This window comes from Mesorhizobium temperatum, from assembly GCF_002284575.1.
Taxonomy (GTDB): Bacteria; Pseudomonadota; Alphaproteobacteria; order Rhizobiales; family Rhizobiaceae; genus Mesorhizobium; species Mesorhizobium temperatum.
In genome coordinates this window covers 178,781-198,691 of sequence record NZ_NPKJ01000060.1, presented here as the reverse complement: position 1 = coordinate 198,691, position 19,911 = coordinate 178,781, and the positions used below count along the sequence as shown (strand labels likewise).

At 61.7% G+C, this 19,911-nt stretch carries 20 protein-coding genes; 10 read left to right on the top strand and 10 right to left on the bottom strand.

Going from position 1 to position 19,911, the window contains the following annotated elements; translation table 11 throughout:
- Nucleotides 1–389 precede the first annotated feature (389 nt).
- From CIT26_RS22465 to CIT26_RS22430, 7 genes are all read right to left on the bottom strand, one after another.
- Nucleotides 390–2,519 (bottom strand): ASKHA domain-containing protein, encoded by a 2,130-nt coding sequence (locus CIT26_RS22465; RefSeq protein WP_095494588.1) that lies wholly within the window; start codon nt 2,517–2,519, stop codon nt 390–392.
- Nucleotides 2,470–3,444, bottom strand: coding sequence for a methyltetrahydrofolate cobalamin methyltransferase (locus CIT26_RS22460; RefSeq protein ID WP_077383680.1), 975 nt, complete (start codon nt 3,442–3,444; stop codon nt 2,470–2,472). The genes CIT26_RS22465 and CIT26_RS22460 overlap by 50 nt, the downstream gene beginning before the upstream one ends.
- A gap of 79 nt (nt 3,445–3,523) precedes the next feature.
- Nucleotides 3,524–4,615 carry a methylenetetrahydrofolate reductase gene (locus CIT26_RS22455; protein WP_095494587.1) on the bottom strand — a complete coding sequence of 364 codons (1,092 nt, stop codon included), beginning with the start codon at nt 4,613–4,615 and terminating at the stop codon, nt 3,524–3,526.
- Nucleotides 4,612–5,211 (bottom strand): methylenetetrahydrofolate reductase C-terminal domain-containing protein, encoded by a 600-nt coding sequence (locus CIT26_RS22450; RefSeq protein WP_095494586.1) that lies wholly within the window; start codon nt 5,209–5,211, stop codon nt 4,612–4,614. The genes CIT26_RS22455 and CIT26_RS22450 overlap by 4 nt, the downstream gene beginning before the upstream one ends.
- Nucleotides 5,204–5,506, bottom strand: coding sequence for a virulence factor (locus tag CIT26_RS22445; RefSeq protein ID WP_095494585.1), 303 nt, complete (start codon nt 5,504–5,506; stop codon nt 5,204–5,206). The genes CIT26_RS22450 and CIT26_RS22445 overlap by 8 nt, the downstream gene beginning before the upstream one ends.
- 146 nt (nt 5,507–5,652) lie before the next feature.
- A complete protein-coding gene (locus tag CIT26_RS22440) occupies nt 5,653–6,564 on the bottom strand; it encodes a fatty acid desaturase (protein WP_245319522.1) in 912 nt (303 codons plus the stop codon).
- A gap of 286 nt (nt 6,565–6,850) precedes the next feature.
- Nucleotides 6,851–7,423 carry a DUF4893 domain-containing protein gene (locus tag CIT26_RS22430; RefSeq protein WP_095494584.1) on the bottom strand — a complete coding sequence of 191 codons (573 nt, stop codon included), beginning with the start codon at nt 7,421–7,423 and terminating at the stop codon, nt 6,851–6,853.
- Between the two features lie 123 nt (nt 7,424–7,546).
- Here CIT26_RS22430 and CIT26_RS22425 point away from each other — a divergent pair, with 123 nt between their 5' ends.
- Complete coding sequence (locus CIT26_RS22425; protein ID WP_095494583.1) at nt 7,547–8,458, top strand: NAD-dependent epimerase/dehydratase family protein; 912 nt, start codon at nt 7,547–7,549, stop codon at nt 8,456–8,458.
- 44 nt (nt 8,459–8,502) lie between these two features.
- A complete protein-coding gene (locus tag CIT26_RS22420) occupies nt 8,503–9,033 on the top strand; it encodes a hypothetical protein (protein ID WP_095494582.1) in 531 nt (176 codons plus the stop codon).
- A 44-nt stretch (nt 9,034–9,077) separates the two neighbouring features.
- Here the strand turns inward: CIT26_RS22420 and CIT26_RS22415 are convergent, their stop codons facing one another.
- The gene (locus tag CIT26_RS22415; RefSeq protein ID WP_095494581.1) at nt 9,078–9,707 is read right to left on the bottom strand and encodes a DUF1638 domain-containing protein; all 630 of its coding nucleotides are present in this window, start codon (nt 9,705–9,707) and stop codon (nt 9,078–9,080) included.
- Between the two features lie 66 nt (nt 9,708–9,773).
- Between CIT26_RS22415 and CIT26_RS22410 the strand changes: the two genes are divergently transcribed.
- From CIT26_RS22410 to CIT26_RS36760, 3 genes are all read left to right on the top strand, one after another.
- Entirely contained in the window at nt 9,774–9,914 is a 141-nt protein-coding gene (locus tag CIT26_RS22410; protein WP_023798937.1) for an entericidin A/B family lipoprotein, read from the top strand.
- Nucleotides 9,915–10,107: 193 nt separating this feature from the next.
- The gene (locus CIT26_RS22405; RefSeq protein ID WP_095494580.1) at nt 10,108–10,323 is read left to right on the top strand and encodes a hypothetical protein; all 216 of its coding nucleotides are present in this window, start codon (nt 10,108–10,110) and stop codon (nt 10,321–10,323) included.
- Nucleotides 10,324–10,959: 636 nt separating this feature from the next.
- Nucleotides 10,960–11,097 (top strand): hypothetical protein, encoded by a 138-nt coding sequence (locus CIT26_RS36760; RefSeq protein WP_167391511.1) that lies wholly within the window; start codon nt 10,960–10,962, stop codon nt 11,095–11,097.
- Between the two features lie 169 nt (nt 11,098–11,266).
- Here CIT26_RS36760 and CIT26_RS22400 read toward each other — a convergent pair whose 3' ends face one another.
- Nucleotides 11,267–11,461, bottom strand: a complete 195-nt coding sequence (locus CIT26_RS22400; protein WP_095494579.1) for a hypothetical protein — start codon at nt 11,459–11,461, stop codon at nt 11,267–11,269.
- Nucleotides 11,462–12,898: 1,437 nt separating this feature from the next.
- Nucleotides 12,899–13,597, bottom strand: coding sequence for a corrinoid protein (locus CIT26_RS22390; protein WP_095494578.1), 699 nt, complete (start codon nt 13,595–13,597; stop codon nt 12,899–12,901).
- A gap of 270 nt (nt 13,598–13,867) precedes the next feature.
- Here CIT26_RS22390 and CIT26_RS22385 point away from each other — a divergent pair, with 270 nt between their 5' ends.
- The 5 genes from CIT26_RS22385 to CIT26_RS22365 all read left to right on the top strand — a co-directional run bounded on the left by CIT26_RS22385 (nt 13,868) and on the right by CIT26_RS22365 (nt 19,802).
- A complete protein-coding gene (locus CIT26_RS22385) occupies nt 13,868–15,442 on the top strand; it encodes a trimethylamine methyltransferase family protein (RefSeq protein WP_095494577.1) in 1,575 nt (524 codons plus the stop codon).
- An 89-nt stretch (nt 15,443–15,531) separates the two neighbouring features.
- The gene (locus CIT26_RS22380) at nt 15,532–16,221 is read left to right on the top strand and encodes a hypothetical protein (protein WP_095494576.1); all 690 of its coding nucleotides are present in this window, start codon (nt 15,532–15,534) and stop codon (nt 16,219–16,221) included.
- A gap of 103 nt (nt 16,222–16,324) precedes the next feature.
- Complete coding sequence (locus CIT26_RS22375; protein ID WP_095494575.1) at nt 16,325–17,056, top strand: dienelactone hydrolase family protein; 732 nt, start codon at nt 16,325–16,327, stop codon at nt 17,054–17,056.
- Between the two features lie 89 nt (nt 17,057–17,145).
- Nucleotides 17,146–17,706, top strand: coding sequence for an RNA polymerase sigma factor (locus tag CIT26_RS22370; protein ID WP_095494574.1), 561 nt, complete (start codon nt 17,146–17,148; stop codon nt 17,704–17,706).
- 2 nt (nt 17,707–17,708) lie between these two features.
- Complete coding sequence (locus CIT26_RS22365) at nt 17,709–19,802, top strand: vWA domain-containing protein (RefSeq protein ID WP_095494573.1); 2,094 nt, start codon at nt 17,709–17,711, stop codon at nt 19,800–19,802.
- Nucleotides 19,803–19,911: the final 109 nt, after the last annotated feature.

Here is a 19,911-nt window from a genome sequence, read left to right as displayed (position 1 = left end):
TGTCGGCGAAGGTCATCAGCGCGCCGAACCCAGGAGCAGGGCCGAGAAGGTGACCTGCGGGTCTTCGCGGGGCGACACGGGCCAGCCGATGTCCTCTGAATTTCGGGCGGCAGGCTGTTCAGGGCCCGGACGGACCTGTTCCTGTTGTGCGCATGCTTGATGGCCGCACCAAAGCGGCCGAGGCTTTCGAACATCGACATCTTCATCTCCCTTGGAGTGCTGCGGCGGCTGAAAGTTATTTCCTGCCTGCCGTTCGATGCCGGTTAAATGCGCCGCACATGTATCTGGTGGATTTCACGAAAACAGCGCCTTGTTTCAGTGTGGGCTGATCCGGAAACATATGCATGCAAACGAGAATGAGGGTGAGTGCAGCTTTTAGCAGCGGGATGCTACCCCCGGCCGCGCCGTGCCGCGTGGCCTTCGCGCGAACGCCGCCGCGGGGCGGCATCGCCGGCAATACCGTCCTCGCTGACGGTCTTGCGCGGTGGCAGTTTCACCGCCGCCGATAGTTTCGGGAACGGGTCGACCTTGTTCGGCAGCGCCATGGCATAGACGAAATGCTCCTGGAATCTCGGCTCCAGCGCGGTCTCGATCTTATCGATCCGGCTCACCGTTTCCTCGATCTCGCGGCGATAGCCGCGGTTCAAGAGTGCCATGCGCGCGCCGGCACCGGCGGCGTTGCCGACGGCCGAGACCTTGTCGAGGTCGCAGTCGGGGATCAGTCCCAGCACCATGGCGTATTTCGGATCGATGAAGGAGCCGAAGGCGCCGGCGAAGTGGATGCGATCGACATGATCAGTATGCTGCTTTTCCATCAACAGCTTGGTGCCGGCGTAGAGGGCCGCCTTGGCGAGCTGGATGGCGCGCACGTCGGTCTGGGTGATGGTGATCCTGGGCTCGCCTTCCTTCAGCACGTAGGAGAAGGTGCGGCCATTGGCGGTGACCCGCGGCGAGCGGGCGGAGAGCCCGCCGTCGACGACCCCGTCCTCGGAGATGATGCCGGCCAGATACATCTCGGCGACCACCTCGATGATGCCGGAGCCGCAGATACCGGTGACGCCGGTTGCTTGCACGCTGTCGAGGAAGCCGGGCTCGTCTGACCACAGTTCCGAGCCGATGACGCGGTATTTCGGCTCCAGCGTGTCGGGATCGATGCGGACGCGCTCGATGGCGCCGGGCGCAGCGCGCTGGCCGCCCGAGATTTCCGCGCCCTCAAAGGCCGGACCGGTGGGCGAGGAAGCCGCCACCACCCGCTGGCGATTGCCGAGCACGATCTCGGCATTGGTGCCGACGTCGACGATCAGCATCATCTCGTCCTGGCGGTGCGGGCCTTCCGACAGTGTCACCGCCGCCGCGTCGGCGCCGACATGACCGGCAATGCAGGGCAACATATAAAGCCTGGCGCCCTGATTAAGCTTCAGGCCGATATCCGACGCCTTGATGTGCACGGCACCCGAGACGGCCAGCGCGAAGGGTGCGCCGCCGAGTTCGGTCGGGTCGATGCCGAGGAACAGATGGTGCATGATCGGATTGCCGACGAAGACGGAATCCAGGATGTCGTTGCGCTGGACGTTGCCTTCCGCGCAAACCTTGTCGACGAGCCCCGAGATCGCCTCGCGCACCGCGACCGTCATGCCCTCGCGGCCGTCCGGGTTCATCATCACATAGGAAACGCGGCTCATCAGATCCTCGCCGAAGCGGATCTGCGGGTTCGACGTGCCCGACGAGGCGGCGACGCGGCCCGACAGCAGCGACACCAGATGCATGGCGATGGTGGTCGAACCGATGTCGCAGGCAAGCCCGTAGGCCTCGTTCTTGAGGCCTGGCCACAAAGAGATGACCCGCGCGGTCTCGCTTTCGGCATCCTTGTGGATGGCTGCGGTCGCGGCCCAGTTGCCCTTGCGCAATATGCCTTGCACCTGCGGCAGCAGATGGAAATCGAAATCGAGGCTCTTGAGCCCCCAGTCCTTCATCAGCGCGATCTTCAGGCGATCGAGATCGCCTGATGGATTGTGCATGTCGGGCTCTTCGATCTCGACATAGCACATGTGGATTGCCGAATCTCGGGCGATGATCCTGGTGTCGGCGTCCTTGCGGATGGTCTGTGCGTTGATGACCGTATCCTGCGGCACGTCGACGACGAGGTCGCCGAGGATCTGCGCAGAGCAGGACAGGCGGCGCCGTTCGGGAAGGCCGCGCACGCGTTCGTAGCGCTCTTCCTTGGCGCCCTTGGGCGATATGTGGTCGTTGGAGGAAACGATCTTGTGCTTGGCGAAATTGCCTTCCTGCACCTCGACCTGGCAGCGCCCGCAAGTGGCGCGTCCGCCGCATACGCTCTCGACATAGACGCCGAGCTGGCGCGCGGCATCGAGCACCGGCGTGCCGACCGGAAACCGCCCGCGCTTGCCGGACGGCATGAACAGCACGAGCGGATCGGTGATGTTGGCAGGAGAGTTCACGATTGCGCGCTTATCCTCGGGCCATACGGGCTTCACGGCCACCGCGCCGGCGGCCGCCATTGCCATTGCCTTCGCCCGGCGCATTGACTTGCGTGGGCGCTGCGATCGCCTGGCCGCCTTCGGCCGGCTTGTAGTCCTTGTAGGTCCTGATCCAGTTGGTGCAGTTCTCATCGGTGCCGTTCAGCACGTTGGCGCCGCGCACCGCTTCCATCTCCTGCGGCCGCACCGGGTTCATGATCGCCGAGGTCATGCCGGCGCCGATCACCATCGGGATGAAGGCGGCATTAATGCCGTGGCGATGCGGCAGGCCGAACGAGATGTTTGACAGGCCGCAAGTGGTATTGACCTTGAGCTCTTCACGCAGCCGGCGCAGGAGGGCAAAGACCTGGCGGCCGGCGTCGCCCAGCGCGCCGATCGGCATGACCAGCGGGTCGACGACCACATCATGCGCCGGAATGCCGAAATCGGCGCAGCGCTCGACGATCTTCTTGGCGACGGCGAAGCGCACATCCGGATCCATCGAAATGCCTGTCTCGTCATTGGAGATGGCGACAACCGGAACATTGTATTTCTTGACCAGCGGCAGGATGGCTTCGAGCTTTTCTTCCTCACCGGTGACGGAATTGACCAGCGGCCGGCCCTTGGCGACCTTGAGCGCCGCCTCGATCGCGGCGGTCACCGAACTGTCGATCGACAGCGGCAGGTCGACCAGCCCCTGCACGATCTCCAGCGTCTGCACCAGCAGGCCGGGTTCGGTCTCGTTCGGGTTGACCGAGGTGACGCCTGCATTGACGTCGAGCATGGTCGCGCCGCAGGCAGCCTGTTCCAGCGCGTCCCTGATGACGGTATCGAAATTGCCCGCGATCATCTCGGCCGCGAGCTTCTTGCGCCCGGTCGGATTGATGCGTTCGCCGATCACGCAGAAGGGCTGGTCGAAGCCGATAATGATTTCTCGTGTCGCCGAGGCGACGATCGTCCGGGTCATGAAATCTCTCCCTCGTGATATAAAGACTTCTTTATATCGTTTCTGATTTCGATCAAGCGAATGGTGACCGTCCGCGCCATCAATGCGCGGTCTTGACCATGTCGACCTGCGTTTCGGTGATCTCGTCGTGCAATATGTGGTCGAGCCGCTCGGCGACGAGCTGGTCGTCGCGGCGGATTTCGCGTTTCCAGGGCTGGCGGCCCTTCAGCACGCCCGATTCATCGACGATCTCGGCGACATATTCCTCCTGGCGATAGGCCATCACATGGACGCCGGAGACGCCGGGAATTTCCTTCACCTCGTTGATGATGTCGATGCAGAGCTGCTTGCCTTCCTTCTTCTGGTCCTGGGCGCCTTCCAGCCGCTTGACGATCGAATCGGGGATATGAATGCCCGGCACGTTGGTGCGGATCCATTTGGCCGTCTTGGCCGAGGCCAGCGGCCCGACCCCGCACAGGATGAAGCATTTTTCCGTGAAACCGAGATCGCGGACCTGCTGCATGTAGGTGCGGAACATCGGCACGTCGAAGCAGTACTGGCTCTGCACAAACTGCGCACCGGCGGCGATCTTCTTGCCCAGCCGGTAGGGGCGGAAATCGATCGGCGGCGCGAAAGGGTTGATCGCGGCACCGAGGAAAAGCAGAGGCGGCGTCGTCAGCTTTCGGCCGGACAGGAACTTGCCGTTGTCGCGCATGATGCGGCAGGTTTCCAGCAGTGACATGCAGTCGAGATCGAACACCGGCTTGGCGCCGGGCTGGTCACCGGCCTGCACGCCGTCGCCGGTCAGGCACAGCATGTTGGCGACGCCCATCGCCGCGCCGCCCAGCACGTCGCCCTGGATGGCGATGCGGTTCCTGTCGCGGCAGGCGATCTGCATGATCGGGGCATAGCCCATGCGGGTCAGCAGCGCACAGATGCCGACCGACGACATGTGGCAGTTGGCGCCCGACGCGTCGACGGCGTTGATGGCGTCGACCCAGCCGTCGAAGATTTTGGCGCGGTTGTAGACGTCTTCCGGATCGGCGCTGTCGGGCGGGTTGAGCTCGGTCGTCACGGCGAACTCGCCGCGCCGCAGGACGCGCTCCAGCCGGCCGCGCGAGGTGTGGCCGGGCAGCGGGTCGAGCGGCAGATGGATGCCGGCCGGGTTCTCGTCGGGCTGGCGGGCGATCATGCCGGTGCCCCGGTGTTCGGAGCGTTGCGCGCGGCCTCGCGCGCGGCGGCGGCCTGTGCGGTCACCCGCAGCCATGCCGAGGTCTCGCGCAGCGACTGGTCGACCGGCTTCTGCACGTCGAGGATCTTGTCGCCATGCACCATGTTTCGCGAACCTTCCCAGGCCTTGACCCAGACGCACGGCATATCAGGCTCGACCTCGCAATTGCCGTTGGCGCGCACACCGCCGCAAGGGCCATTGCGCAATTGCTTGGGGCAATTCATCGGGCACGACATGCCGGTGGAAGAAAGGATGCACTGGCCGCACATGCGGCAGTCGAACATAAAACCCTTGACGCGTTTTTCGACGAATTTGATCGGACCTTCGACGCGGCCGTAACCGATGCCCTTCCACAGCGGATGGAGGAGCAAAAACATGTCGGAGAACCTGGCGTAGAACCATTCGAGCAGTCGCGAGTGGCGGACGGACCACAGCCGGACCGCGAAGGAGCGCTGCACGCGCCGCTGCGGCGACACGTCGGCCGGCTTGTAGTCGGATTTCGGCGCTGCCTTCTTGACCAGAGTGGCCTGGGTAATCGCCGGGGTCGTTTCAGACATCTTCTTTTCCGCCCGCCTTGACCAGAGCGACCAGCCGCTCGCGGTCGTATTTCGCGTCGATGTCCTGAAAGGCTTTTTCAGCCTCGCCTTCAAGATCGTCGCTGACCGGCACGGGGTCGGCCTTGCGCCATTCGGCCAGGTAGTCGTCAGTGCCGCCGGCGCCGGTGCGCATCGCGCACATGTCGATCGCCTCGGTAAAGCGCAGCGGCAGTTCGCGCTTGGCGTTCTGCCGGCCTTTCTTGACGATGACCTGGGCGGGGATGTCGCGCCAGTAGACGACGATCAGATCGGCCATGAATTTCTTACTCCTCGTGGCTTTGAGCATTGCCGGAAGCGCTGTTGGGCTGCTTGTTATGGGACGACGCGCGCGCATTCAAAAACGACGCAATTGGAGGCCGCAAAAGGAAACGCGAAAATTTTCGATATTTGGCTTGGTATGGATCAGCCGGCGCGGCGATCGAAGCTGCCGACGAGCTTCCTGTGGAAGCGGAGATAGCCTCGCTCGGTCGTGCGCAGATGCTCCGCGACGATCTGGTGGAAACGCGGCAGGCGGTGAAAGGGAACGGCCGGATAAGAATGGTGCTCGGAGTGGTAAGGCATGTTCCACGCCACGAAGCGTACCAGCCTTGTGGTAAAGGTGGTGCGGGTGTTTTCGAGCATGTTGGCGACATGCGGGCAGAGCGCGTGCTCGGCCAACAGATAGGCCCGCAAAAACGGCTGACCGACGAGCACCGGCACAATCCAGACCCACAGCAGCAGCGCCGACTGCACGACCAGGGAGGCCGCCAGCAGCGCCGCATAGGCGATCAGAAACCAACGTGATTCCGAAATCACCTTGTCGCGGCCCTTGTCCGGCACGAAGCCGTCGCGGTTGCGGCCGGCCGCGTTGACGACGATCACGCGCGCCATGCCGCTCCAATAGGGGATCCCGGAGAGATAGCGTAGGTACTGGGCTATGATCTCCGGTTTTGGGGCCATCAGTTCGGGATCGTTGTCCGGATCGTGCGTGTGGCGGTGGTGCGCGAAATGGAAATAGCGGAACCATGCCGGCGGCAGCAGGATCAAGAAGCCGGTCACGGTGGCGATGGCGCGATTGAGCCACGGCGTCCTGAATGCCGTTTCGTGGATGGTCTCATGCAACGGCGTGAAGAAGAAGACGATCAGGATTCCCAGCGGCAGCATGAGAACCGGCCAGAACGGAATGCTGGCGGCGATCAACGCACCCAGCAGGACAACCAGCCCGCCGTGAACGGCCAGCCGGACAATACCGGGCCTGTCTAGTTTAACGGTGAGGTCGCGACGATCCTCGGCCGAAAGGCTGGCGATGATGGTGCGGTGGTCGATTTCGCTCATGGGGGCCAAGCTTATCGCCGGGGCGCTGTCCGGTAAATCGGCGCTCGTTACCAGACGCCGGCTTTTACGCCGGTCCAGAGATAGAACCAGATCGTCGGATGATACCACTGTTTCGAGGGCAGGCCGGGATATGATGTGGCAAGCTTGCGGCTGCGCATCCCTGAACGCCTCGATGCAGATGTCGCGTGAGAATGCCGCCTGCCGCAGCGCGTGGCTTGAAATCATATCGCCTGCCTCAGGCTTGCCGCGCACCTGCCGCAGCACGCCGCAAGTAGGGATCGCGGGCTCAGCGCTTGAATTCAAGGATGTCGAGCTTCGATTCGTAATAGGGCGCCGGTAACTCGATGCGCCATTCGTTGGCGCTGTTGCGAAAGGTATAGCCGACCTGATCGCTTTGTGGGCCGCCGCCATAGGGTTTTGCAGGATCGTCGTTGACGGAAAGGGAGCCGAGATAGATCGAGCGTTTTTCGCCGTCGTCGAAGAAACGTCCCTTGGTGCGCTGCGAACCGGTGATTTTTTCCAGCATCCAGCCCGAACCGTCGTCGCTCACCTTGCACTTGAACCAGCCATAGATGACGAGCGGGCTCAGCCCGCCGGTCTTGATGGTACGGCACTGCCAGTTGCCGGTCAGGTCCTTGTCGGAAAACGAGACCAACGGCTTTGCCAGCAAGGCGTCGAGCTGCTTGACATCGGCGGCGTCGCCAGCCCTGGCTTCGTCAAGGGCTGCCTTGCGCGTCTCGTCATATTTGTCGAGCCGCACCTTGTCGGCGGGCGTGATCAGCTTCTGCACCTCGCCATCGGCGAGCGCAGGCAGAGCGAAGCAGACAACGCCTGCGGCAATCAGGAGGCGAGCGATCATCGGTGCGTTTCCTGGTCGAAAGCTGGAACAGCCTGTTTTCTCGTTTGGCATACAACTTACCCGTTCGCGGTGACCTGTCATCCGTGCTTAACAGCGATCAGCTTAAAAATCGTGGTTTCGCCGATGCGGATCTTGCTTACGGGATCGTCAGGGTGGCTGAGCAGCGCGCTAGCTCCGCGCCTGCGGGCTCTTGGCCATGGCGTCATCGGCCTCGATCCCGCCCGGACGGCGCAAACGCAGGTGATCGGCTCGGTCGCCGACCGTGATCTGGTCATGCGGACGATCAGGGAAAACCGCATCGAGGCGATCGTCCACAGCGGCGCGCTGCACAAGCCGGACATCGAACACAGCCGTAATGAGGATTTCATCGAGACGAATGTGCGCGGCACGCTCAACCTGCTCGACGCGGCGGTGACATCAGGCGTTCAGCGCTTCATCTTCACGTCGACGACCTCGCTGATGATCTCGAAAGCCATACGCGCCGGCTTGACCGGCGGTACGCGCAAAGCCGCCTGGCTGACGGAAGACATGTCGCCCGAGCCGCGCAACATCTACGGCGTCACCAAGCTTTCGGCCGAGCATCTTTGCCGCCTCTATCACATCCAGTCCGGTCTGCCGGTGATCGTGCTGCGCACCGCCCGGTTCTTTCCCGAGGCAGACGACATGGCGCACGCCATCGAGCAGTCGGACGCCAACTCCAAGGCCAATGAGCTGTTGTTCCGCCGGCTGACCGTGGAAGATGCCGCCGAGGCCCATGTCGCGGCGCTGGAGAAGGCGCCACAACTGGGCTTCGACATCTTCATCATCTCGGCGCCAACGCCGTTCCGGCCCGATGATTGCGAGGCATTGATCGCCGACGCGCCGTCCGTCGTCGCGCAATATTTTCCGGAATTTCCGGCGCTCTATGCGCGAAAGGGCTGGACGATGTTTTCCTCGATCGACCGCGTCTACGACGCCTCGCGGGCGCGGGACAGGCTGGGCTTCGTCTGCAAGACGAGCTTTGCCGATGTGCTTGCCGCGCTTGCGGCGGAATAGAAGCGCCGCTATCCGTCACGACTGTTTTTAAGCGGGAGATGTCCGTGGGAATAACAATCCACTTCGAGGGACAGTTACGGGGACACGAGCAATATGTTGCTCTGGTACGGGAAGCCAAGGCGTTTGCCACCACTCGAGGCTGGTCGGTTCGGGTGATCGATGAACATGAGATGAAGCGCAATCGTACCGTCGATGAACGTGACGTGGAATACATTGGTCCGGTCTTCGGAATAGAGCTGCAGCCACATCCTAATTCGGAACCGCTTCGTCTTGAGTTCGACAAGCACTTCTTCATTCAACAATATTGTAAGACTCAATTTGCAGGATCAGACGCGCATATCGAGATCATCCAGCTTCTTCGTGAACTTACTCACTTGTTTTACAATCTCGATGTCATAGATGAAGGGGAGTATTGGGAACTGGATGATCGGTCAATTCTGCAAGGTAATTTCGACAGCGTCGAAGCCATGATTGACGAGATATTGCGCAAAGATCCAACTGCGCGGGGGCCGATCCGCTTTGAAACCGGGCGCATTGCCGATGTCACATCGGATCGGCGAGCCGATGGCGAGTAATCGGCATCCTCAGAGCCATTAGCGTTAACAGGACGTTGGTTCTTTCACCGACTGTGCGCGGCGCTGGCCAGCTCCGTCGTCAGGTCGCCATAGCCGGTCGAGCGGCGCTCATAGGCGAGGCCGAGCATTTTCGCGGCCTTCTCGGCGACCTTGTCGAGTTCCGGGTCGTCGGTCTGGGCGATATAGACCAGCTTCTCGTAATTGCCGAAATAGTCCTTGATCAGCTCGGGATGCCTGTCGAGGCCGAGCGGCTTCATGAAGAAGGCGTCGAACTGCCGGCACAGGAAATCGGTCATGTAGAACGACATCATGTCGTCGTCGGCGACCTTAGCATAGGCGTCCATGCCCTGGTAGAAGGCAAAGCAGTGCGGCCCGGCCATGCGCTCGACGCCATGCTTCTCGCAGACGCGGTCAAGCAGGCCGCCGGTGCCGCAATCGGCGTAGCCGACGAAGATGTATCTATAGCCGTCCGCCTTGGCCTTCTCGATTGCCTTGTCCATGGCCGGCGCGATGCGGTCCGGGTAGAAATGGAACTCCGCCGGCAGGCAGGTCAGGTCGAGATGGTCGAGCCCCAGCTGCTCCTTGACGGCCAGAACTTCGCGCGCAATCATCCCGCAGGCGATGACAAGCAGCCTGTCGCCTTGATCGGGTTGTAGCTTTCGCGCAATGCTCATGGAACCAGTCTAACCGATTTTCGTTGCTGTCCCACGAATCTATCTGTTGAGGGAGATACCAAATTCATGAAACCGCTACGCATTGCACCGATCGCCATTCTCGCTTGCGCCCTGGCACTTTCGGCCTGCGCCAACACCGTCCGTGGCGTCGGCAGGGACGTCAAATCGACAGCCAACGCGGTTGAGGACACGGTCGAGAACCCCTGATCCGCAGTCTCGCCAAAGCGCATTACTCTCAAGATAGTTCAAGCGATGCGCATTAAGTCCTTGTGACATCTGGGAACAAGAAAGTCGTGCTGCAAGGCTCGGATCGGGCGGGCACGAAAAGTTGACTTTTCGAGCGGGGGATATGCCGTTAATCTTTTCTGGTACCCTTAACAACGAAGCTAGGAGCCATAGGATGAAGACCGCTCTCTTAGTTGTCGCCGCTCTGGGCCTTTCGGTGTCCGGCGCCGCAGCGGAATGTGTTGGCCACACTAAAACGACGGCTTCCGTAGATCAGCAAACCAAAGCTGCAAGCGTAGATCAGCAGACCAAAGTCGCAAGCGTCGCGAATACGCCCACAACTGCCGAAACGCCGATCCTGAAAAAGGAAGAGGCGAAAAAGTCAAAATAGGCGCTTCAACCCGCCCGAACGCTCCGAGCGAGGCTTGCCGCGCTCAACTTCCCGTCCAAAGTTTCACCGGGTATGTTCGCTGCGGGGCGCTGTTGCTTGTTGATGTCAAGACATGCCAGCGTCGCGCGCCGCCTCGGCCTGGCAGAGCATAAGTACGGGCTGTCGTACTTATGCTTTGGTCTCCTCCTTGGTCTGCCATCCCCCAGCCGCGCGGGCGGAATATCTAAATATCCTGCGATCGCCATCCCAACGGCTATTTCCATAAGCCCATTGCAACGTCGTGACGAGCAAGCAGCAACAGGTGGTGGCTATGGCACCTAGGGTGGTGGCAAATGAACGTTTGCAGTGCGCCTAGGGAGATCCGCCTTTGAGGGCGATCAGGCCGATCAGGATTGCGCTTGCCGCAGCAATCGACGCCCACCAAGTCGCATCGCGCGAAGGTCGCCAATGTCGGCGGTGTCTAGCGCGCTTTCGCCACTGACCAGACCGATTATCGTAGCGCGATTTTTCCACCCCTCCCACTCCCAGAGTCAACAATGCGTTTGTTGCCGATTGGAGACCAGACGCGCGCCCAAGGGTCGGCTTTAGGCGGCGCGCGCCAAGCCAACGGCTATTCCCAAGGCGATCGGCCCGCGCATGGCGGGAGTGCAGGTTTTAACCTCACCGATCGAAACCGACTTCATCACAATGAACGGCGACAATCTCAAAGAGTCAGGGCATGACCGGCGCATCGGAATTCTGCTGGATCGAATAGATGTGTTGGCTGGGAAATAGCACAGTTAGGCGCTCCGCGAAGGTAATCGCTGAGGCTGAGCGCGCCGAACGCGCCGCAAAGACGGCAAGATTGAAATCGCTTCGCATGGCAACTCAGAGTGACTTGAATGTTTCGTTTCCGGAGGAGCTCGATTGCTCGCTCCTCGTCGCGGCACTGATTCATGGCGAATCATCGGGCCAGCCTTTCAACCGTCCCAATGATGGCTTTGGCAAGGGCTTCGCCTTCATGGACAGGCTCGGAACCGAATAGCAACAAAACTGCTTCCGCGCTCGGAAGCAAGCCGGGCCGGCAGGTCTGTTCAAAAGCCATGCGAACCAGTTTGAGGGCGGCCCAGGCGCTGCGGATGTTCTGTTGGACTTCCATGCTAGCGCACCATGTCCACGCAGCGGCTTCTTGCGCTCCTGCGGCCGGTATTTCTCCACCCGCCTGACCTTATCCAAACCCACCGTAACCAGCGATCCAAGGTCGATCGTCACCTTGCCGGCCTCCTCGTCTATGCGCGTAATCTCGCCAGAAGCTCAATATGCTGGCCGCGCTTGACCCTTGTAGAATCGCGGATGGAGTGCGGGAATCCGTAGGAGGGGATGGAGACGCTTACGCGGTCCCTCGCTTACCCGCCTTCGCACTGTGGCTGTGATCGCCACCAGTCAAAAGGTTGCTGATATACGAGACAACGCGCTTCGCTCTAGCGGGAACGGCCCAGCGGCTTGGTTGCGAGGGGGACTGGCAGCTGGAGGCCGCTGGGCCTTGCCAGCTAGCTTAAGAGGAGGCGCTGTGCTGGCTGACCAAAAACTTACGCTCAAGGCAACGGAATAGCATCATTCGAACGAACACTGTTCGTCGGCATGTTCCTGATGCTGGACATCCGAAGGGCAAGGCAGGCCAGCGGACAATGAGGAGCCGCATTTTGCCCCCATGTCGAGAGGCTGGCGGAACCTATTGTTCGGTCGGCAGCGGCTCATGGTCGGGGAGATGATGATGCAGCACCTCGGCAAGATTCCGCTTGTCGAACGTTTGGGCCACAAACGGGGCAGAACTCGAGGTAGCCTTCTCCGTCGTTGGCAGGCGTCCCGTGGCGCTTGCCCTTGATGCTGGTTGCGGGGTGTTGATTCGATCTCGTCTCACGTTTGGTCGCTACCGTGCGTTTGATAGACGGCCCGACAGCCAATCGGGGGGCGACAAGCTGGCCGCCGGGCCTAGCCAGCGGGCAATTGGGTCCGTTCGCCGGTTGGGCCGAATTATAGGTCATTTCATGCAACATTTCTAATTTAGTAAAATGGTCATGATCCGTTCCCTTAGTCATCAAACCGGATGAGCCTAGAGTCAATTTGGTGCCTAACGGGAGGAAGAGTGACCGGCATCCCGCCTCCGTTTTGCGGTGCTGATCAAGCGGAACATTAGGAGTTTCTAACAGTTGTCTGGGAGCAGTGGGCCTATCCCCCCGCTTAGCCCCCACTGCAGATCGGGCCGCAGCCCGATCGGCCCGCGCTCAGAGGAGGAGCGCGGGCTTCTCCTTGTCAGTGCGATGCAGATAAGGGGTGGCCGGCGCCGCTTTGGGGGGCGTTGGGGTAGAGTGCCTTGTAGGGCGCCGGCCGGGCGGCGTTGGGGTCCGCCGCACGAATAAGCTACCAGAGGTTAGGTCCGTGGGTATGGCGTGATCGCGGAAGTACCGTACTTCCAATAGCTAGCCGGCCAGCGCCATGCCGACGGCAATGCCTATGCCGATCGAGAAATCCAGTGGCGATTGGGCCCGGGGCCGACGGCACCGGGCCAGTCCCTGCGGGGAATTGGCTAAAGAGCTCAGGCCGAAGCGCGGACGTTGTGCTTGCGCTTCATGAAGTCCTTGGCGGTCTCGACCGCCACGGCAGCGTCGCGGCAATAGGCGTCGGCGCCGACTGCCTTGCCGAACTCCTCGTTGAGCGGCGCGCCGCCGACCAGCACGACATAGTCGTCGCGGATGCCCTTTTCCTTCATCGTATCGATGACCACCTTCATGTAAGGCATGGTCGTCGTCAGCAGCGCCGACATGCCGATGATGTCAGGCTGGTGCTGTTCGATGGCGTCGAGATATTTTTCCACCGCATTGTTGATGCCGAGGTCGATGACGTCGAAGCCGGCGCCCTCCATCATCATGCCGACAAGGTTCTTGCCGATGTCGTGGATGTCGCCCTTGACGGTGCCGATCACCATCTTGCCCTGCTTTGGCGCGCCGGTGGCGACGAGCAGCGGACGCAGGATGAACATGCCCGCCTTCATCGCGTTGGCCGACAACAGCACTTCCGGCACGAACAGGATGCCGTCGCGAAAATCCTCGCCGACGATGCGCATGCCTTCGACCAGCGCCTCGGTCAGCACCTTGTAAGGCGCCCAGCCGCGCTCGAGAAGGATGTTTGTGCCTTCCTCGATCTCTTCCTTCAGCCCGTCATAAAGATCGTCGTGCATCTGCTGCACGAGTTCGTCGTCGGAAAGCTCGGAAAGGATGATCTCGTCGTCGGCCATTTTTAATCCAGCTCCTTGCCGCACGGATACAGTTGCGGGGCCTCAAATATCACGTCAATACCTAACCCGCTACAGGCTTGCGTCCATAGCTGATTTGCGACTTCCCGCAAAAGGAAAGCGACTGCAAATCTATTGGAATTCTTGTCGATTTTGCGACAGGCGTTGGCGCTGGCGGGCCGTTTCGAATAGGGTGCATGACTACGATCCGGCCAGAAGCCGCGATATGCGGCCATAACAATTGCGCCAGAACAAAGTCAGGGAAGAACGATCATGAGTGAGAACGCGCCGGTCGACCAGGAAGCGTCAAACGCGCGGCGCGGACGCGCCGCCAGCGGAGGTGCTGCTGCCCGGCGGGCGGCGCGCTCGGGTGGCGGCCCCGGCACCCAGCTCACCTACATCAAGCGCAAGATCAACGTTTATGAGGTGTTGGACGAGGAAGGGCTGGCGCTGATCGAGAAGAACACCGACACGGTGCTCGAGGAGATCGGCATCATCTTTCGCGACGACGCCGAGGCGCTGCAACTGTGGAAAGAAGCCGGCGCCGACGTCAAGGGCGAGCGCGTGCATTTCCCGAAGGGGCTCTGCCGCTCACTTTTGAAAACCGCGCCGTCCGTCTATACCCAGCATGCCCGCAATGCAGAACGTTCGGTGCAGATCGGCGGCAACGCCACGGTCTTCGCGCCGGTCTACGGCCCGCCCTTCGTGCGCGACCTCGATGGCGTTAGGCGCTATGCGACGATCGAGGATTTCCAGAATTTCGTGAAGCTCGCCTATATGGCGCCGTCGATCCACCATTCGGGCGGCACGGTGTGCGAGCCGGTCGACGTGCCGGTCAACAAGCGCCATCTCGACATGATCTACAGCCACATCAAATATTCGGATAAGCCGTTTATGGGCTCGGTCACCGCGCCGGAGCGCGCCGAAGACACGGTTGCGATGGCCAAGATCGTGTTCGGCGACGATTTCGTCGAGAACAACACGGTGCTGACCAGCCTGATCAACGCCAACTCGCCGATGGTGTTCGACGAGACCATGCTGGGCGCGCTGAAAGTCTATTCGCGCCACAACCAGGCCTGTATCGTCACGCCGTTCATTCTCGCCGGCGCAATGAGCCCGGTGACGGTCGCCGGCACGCTGACCCAGGTTCTGGCCGAAGTGCTGGCCGGCGCGTCGTTCACGCAGCTGATCCGGCCGGGCGCGCCGGTGCTGTTCGGCACCTTTGCCTCGTCGATTTCGATGCAGTCGGGCGCGCCGACCTTCGGCACGCCGGAGCCGTCGCTCGTCTCTTATGGTGCGGCGCAACTCGCCCGCCGGCTTGGCCTGCCGTTCCGCACCGGCGGCTCGCTGTGTGCTTCGAAGATACCGGACGCGCAGGCGGCTTATGAGAGCGCCAACACACTGAACTCGACGATCCTCGCCGGCACCAACTTCGTGCTGCACTCGGCCGGCTGGCTCGAGGGCGGGCTCGCCTCCTGCTACGAAAAATTCATGATGGACATCGACCAGCTCGGCATGACGCAGAAGTTCTCGGAAGGCGTCGACCTGTCGGAGAACGGCCAGGCGATGGATGCCATTCGCCAGGTCGGTCCGGGCAGCCACTATCTCGGCTGTGATCACACCCAGGCCAATTTTCAGACCGCCTTCTACCGTTCCAATATCGCCGACAACAATTCCTACGAGCAGTGGTTGGCCGAGGGCGAAAAAACCGCGCCGCAGCGCGCCAACGAGCTCGCCCGCCGCTGGCTGGAAAGTTACGAGGCGCCGCATCTCGATCAGGGTATTGACGACGGGCTGAAGGAGTTCATCGCCAGGAAGAAGGCGTCGATGGCCGACGCCTTCACCTGAAAGGAGCCCGAGTCAGGCGGGGCTAAAGTCGCCAACATCATCCACAAGGAAGTCTGGCGGAGCGCCTTCTCCGAGCCGGACAAGAAGGGGTGACTCCTGCGCGCAGCCTGATCGAAAATATCGCGGCAGCGCTTTCCGCCCACGGCCTCGTGCTTCGCGGCGGCTTCAATTTTGCAGGCGGTGAGGAAACACCCTCCGGTCTCTCCGGCGCAGCCGCCATATCCGTGCTGCTGGTCGGGCAGGCGGGCGCCGCGCCATGGCCGCATTTCCTGCGCTGGCGGGAAGGCCAATCGGGGACCATCGCCAATCCGCTCGACAAATGGTCGCGAGAAGTAATCGGCGCAGTGGCGGAGACATTCGGGGCGCGCGCCGCTTCGCCCTCCGACAGACCGTATCTGCCGTTCCAGCAATGGGCGATGCGGGCGGAGGGCTTGCGGTCGTCGCCGCTCGGCATCCTCATGCATCCGCAATACGGGCTCTGGCACGCCTATCGCGGCGCGCTGCTGTTCGAGGACGAGATTGCGCTTCCAGAACCCCGCGACGTGATTCACCTTTGTGATGCATGTCTCGAAAAACCCTGCCTGAAATCCTGTCCGGTCGACGCTTATTCTGCGGATGGTTTCGCGCACAAAGCCTGTCTGGCGCATGTGCGTGGGCAAAACGGCGCGCCTTGCCGAACCGGCGGCTGCCTCGACCGCAACGCCTGTCCCTACGGCGCGGCCTACCGTTATCCACCACAGGTTCAGGCCTTCCACATGGCCGCGTTCGCGGGTCTGTAGCGTCGCCGAATGCCGCACGAAATTTTGAATGAGGTTGCCTCATTGCGACTTGCCCTGTTGGCCTGCGTGGATATGTATCGCGCGACAATCGAAGGAGTGGGTGATGGCGAAGCGGGACATTCAGATCAAAACCAGCGACGGCTTGGCAAAAGCCGGTTTATTCCGCTCGGCGGCCCCGGCCAAGGCCGCAATCATCCTCTATATGGACGCTTTTGGTCCGCGGTCGGCGCTCGACCAAATGGCGGAACGACTTGCAGGCGACAATTGCGCGGTGTTGGTCCCGGACCTTTTCTACCGCAACGCGCCCTACGGCCCTTTCGAGGCCAAGACCGCATTCAGTGACGAGAAGCGCAAGGCTGCCATCATGGGTCTCCTCAGCGGCACGACGCAGGACATGACCATCCGCGACAGCGGCGCCTTCCTCGATGCGCTCGATGCCGAAGGCGTGACCGGACCGGTCGGCGCCGTCGGCTATTGCATGGGCGGAGCGCGGGCGCTGAACGCCGCTGCGGCCTATCCCGACCGCATCATTGCCGCGGCCAGTTTCCATGGCGGCAATCTGGCGAGCGATGCCGCCGACAGCCCGCACCGGAAGGCTGCGTCGATCAAGGCGCGGGTCTATGTCGGCACTGCGGGCGTGGACAGAAATTTCCCGCCGGAGCAGTCGGCACGGCTGGCCGAAGCGCTGCGCACGGCTGAAGTCGACCATGTCATCGAGAACTATGCCGGTATGGCGCATGGCTGGTGCGTGCCGGACCACAGCGCCTTCGATGCAACCGGCGCCGAGCGCCACTGGAAGCGGCTGACGACGCTGTTCACGGAGACGCTAGGGTAGGGCGCAGATGGTCGTCATGTGACCGCCTGCCAAAAATTTCTTCCATCATCCCAAGGAATCGCCATTAGCCTTCGTCCAACAGGCAAATGATGGCGCTGATGCTGGATGAAAGCGAAGCCTCCGACGCCGAGTTGATCGGGCGGGCGAAGGGCGGAGACAGGGGGGCTTTCGGCACATTGCTCGAAAGGCACTATGATTTCGTCTATCGCGCCGCCTATCGCTGGTGCGGGAAAAAGGCCGATGCCGAGGATATCGCCCAGGAAGTTTGCGTCCGCCTTGGCCGGGCGATCCGCGATTATTGTGGCAACGGCGCCTTCACCACCTGGCTCTACACCATGACGCTGAATGCAGCGCGCGACATGATGCGCAAGACCGTCCGCGAGACGACCAAGACCGAAGCCTACGGCGCTTACGAGCGGATCTCGGGAGAAGCTCCGGTCGAGCCCGAAGATCCGGCCGAGGCGCTTTGGGCGGCGGTGCGGATGCTGCCGGGCAAGCAGCGCGACGCGGTGCTGCTCGTCTATGGCGAAGGGCTGAGCCACGCAGTTGCCGCCGAGGCGATGGGCATCTCGGAGACGACGGTTTCCTGGCACATCCATGAAGCGAAGAAACGGTTGAAGACGCTCCTGCTTTCAGCCGGGGAAGTGTAATCATGGTCGACGACAACGAACTCAACAGGCTGCGCGACATCGCAACGCCGGCACCGGGCACCGACGCCAAGACGCGTGCCTTCGAGGCCGCCATGCGGGCCTACGACCTGGACGAAAAAACTTCACCCGCAGCCCAAGGATCGGCGAACGGGCTGCGTCTCACAGAGCGAGCACAAAACCTCTGGAGCGAAATCATGCAAAAGAAACTCTTCGCTACCCCGGCCATTGCCGGGCTCGTCGCCCTGCCGATCGCCGGATACGCCACCATCTATATGCTGCAGGAGCAGCCGTTCTATTCCGGTGGGGACGAGAAGATCACGGAAACGCTGGCCGACAAACCAGTGGCTAATGCGCCGCCAACGGCGAGACCGCTCACCGTGGCCGAGGCCGACAGGCGGAAGAAAGCCGACGACGAAAGCCGCGACGCAGCCGAGGCGCTTGCGCCGGCATCGCCGCCGAAGCCAGAATCGGCGGCCGTCGGCGGCATGGCAAGGCAAGGTGCGCTGACCCGCAATGCGCCCCCGCCGGCGCCGAGCCGCGAGTTCGCACTGGACGGCGGCGCAAGCGCCCCAACGGTCAATGCTATGCCCGGCACAACAGCCGAGTCCAAACTGATGGGGCAGCGGCCTGCCGCTATGCCGGCCGACCAGATGCTGACGCAGGAGCAAAACCGCGACCGCGTCGAGGATTTCAAGACCAATCCGGTGCGTGCCGCGCTCGAAGACCCGGTCTCGACCTTCTCGATCGATGTCGACACGGCCTCCTATTCCTTCGTGCGGCGTTCGCTGAAGGAAGGTTTCCTGCCGCAGGCCGACACGGTCCGCGTCGAGGAGATGATCAACTACTTCCCCTATGATTGGAAAGGTCCTGAGACCGCCTCGACGCCGTTCAACTCGACCGTTAGCGTCATGCCAACGCCATGGAATGGGCACACTAGGCTGATGCATGTCGCCATCAAAGGTTTCGACGCGAAGCCGGCCGAGCAGCCCAAGGCCAATCTGGTCTTCCTGATCGACGTGTCGGGCTCGATGAACGAGCAGGATAAGTTGCCGCTCTTGCAGTCCGCCTTCCGACTTCTGGTCAACAAATTGAAGCCCGACGACACGGTTTCGATCGTCACCTATGCGGGCGATGCCGGCACTGTCCTGGAGCCGACGAAGGTTTCGGAGAAGGACAAGATTCTCAATGCCATCGACACGTTGGCGCCCGGCGGCAGCACGGCCGGCGAGGCGGGTATCAAGGAAGCCTACAGGCTGGCGCAGAAATCCTTTGTCGACGACGGGATCAATCGCGTGATGCTCGCCACGGACGGCGACTTCAATGTCGGCCAGACCGACGACGACGATCTGAAGCGATTGATCGAAAAGGAGCGTAAGACCGGCGTGTTCCTGTCGGTGTTCGGTTTCGGTCGCGGCAATTTGAACGATCAGATGATGCAGACCATCGCCCAGAACGGCAACGGCACCGCCGCCTATATCGACACTTTGGCCGAGGCGGAGAAGGTGCTGGTCGAGGATGCGTCTTCGACGCTGTTCACCATCGCCAAGGACGTGAAGATCCAGGTCGAGTTCAACCCGCAAAAAGTCTCGGAATACCGGCTGATCGGCTACGAGACCCGCGCCTTGAATCGCGAGGATTTCAACAACGACCGCGTCGATGCCGGCGAGATCGGCTCCGGCCATTCGGTCACTGCGATCTACGAGATCACGCCGAAAGGCAACGGCGCCGAGCAAATCGATCCGCTGCGCTATGGCCAGGCTGCAGTGAACAATGGCGGCGTCGCCAATGCCGACGAATATGCGTTCGTGAAGATCCGCTACAAGTTGCCGAATGAGGATGCCTCGAAGCTGATCACCACGCCGGTGACATCGGCCAATGAAGTGGCTGATTTCGACCAGGCCAGCACCGACCAGCGTTTCTCCGTTGCCGTCGCGGCCTTCGGCCAGAAGCTGCGCGACGAGGATGCGACCGCGAAGTTCGGCTACGACAAGATCATGGAGATTGCCACTGCCGCCCGGGGAGCCGACCCGTTTGGGTACCGGTCCGAGTTCCTCTCGCTGGTGCGCCTTGCCTCGGCGCTCGGCGGTAACCGGTAATGGTGATGACGGCCGGTTTCCTCAGATAGAATCGTTCTGATACGGAAAACCGACACACGGCCGTGAGACAGGCCGGCGAGGAAAACCTTGCCGGCCCTTTTTTCAACAT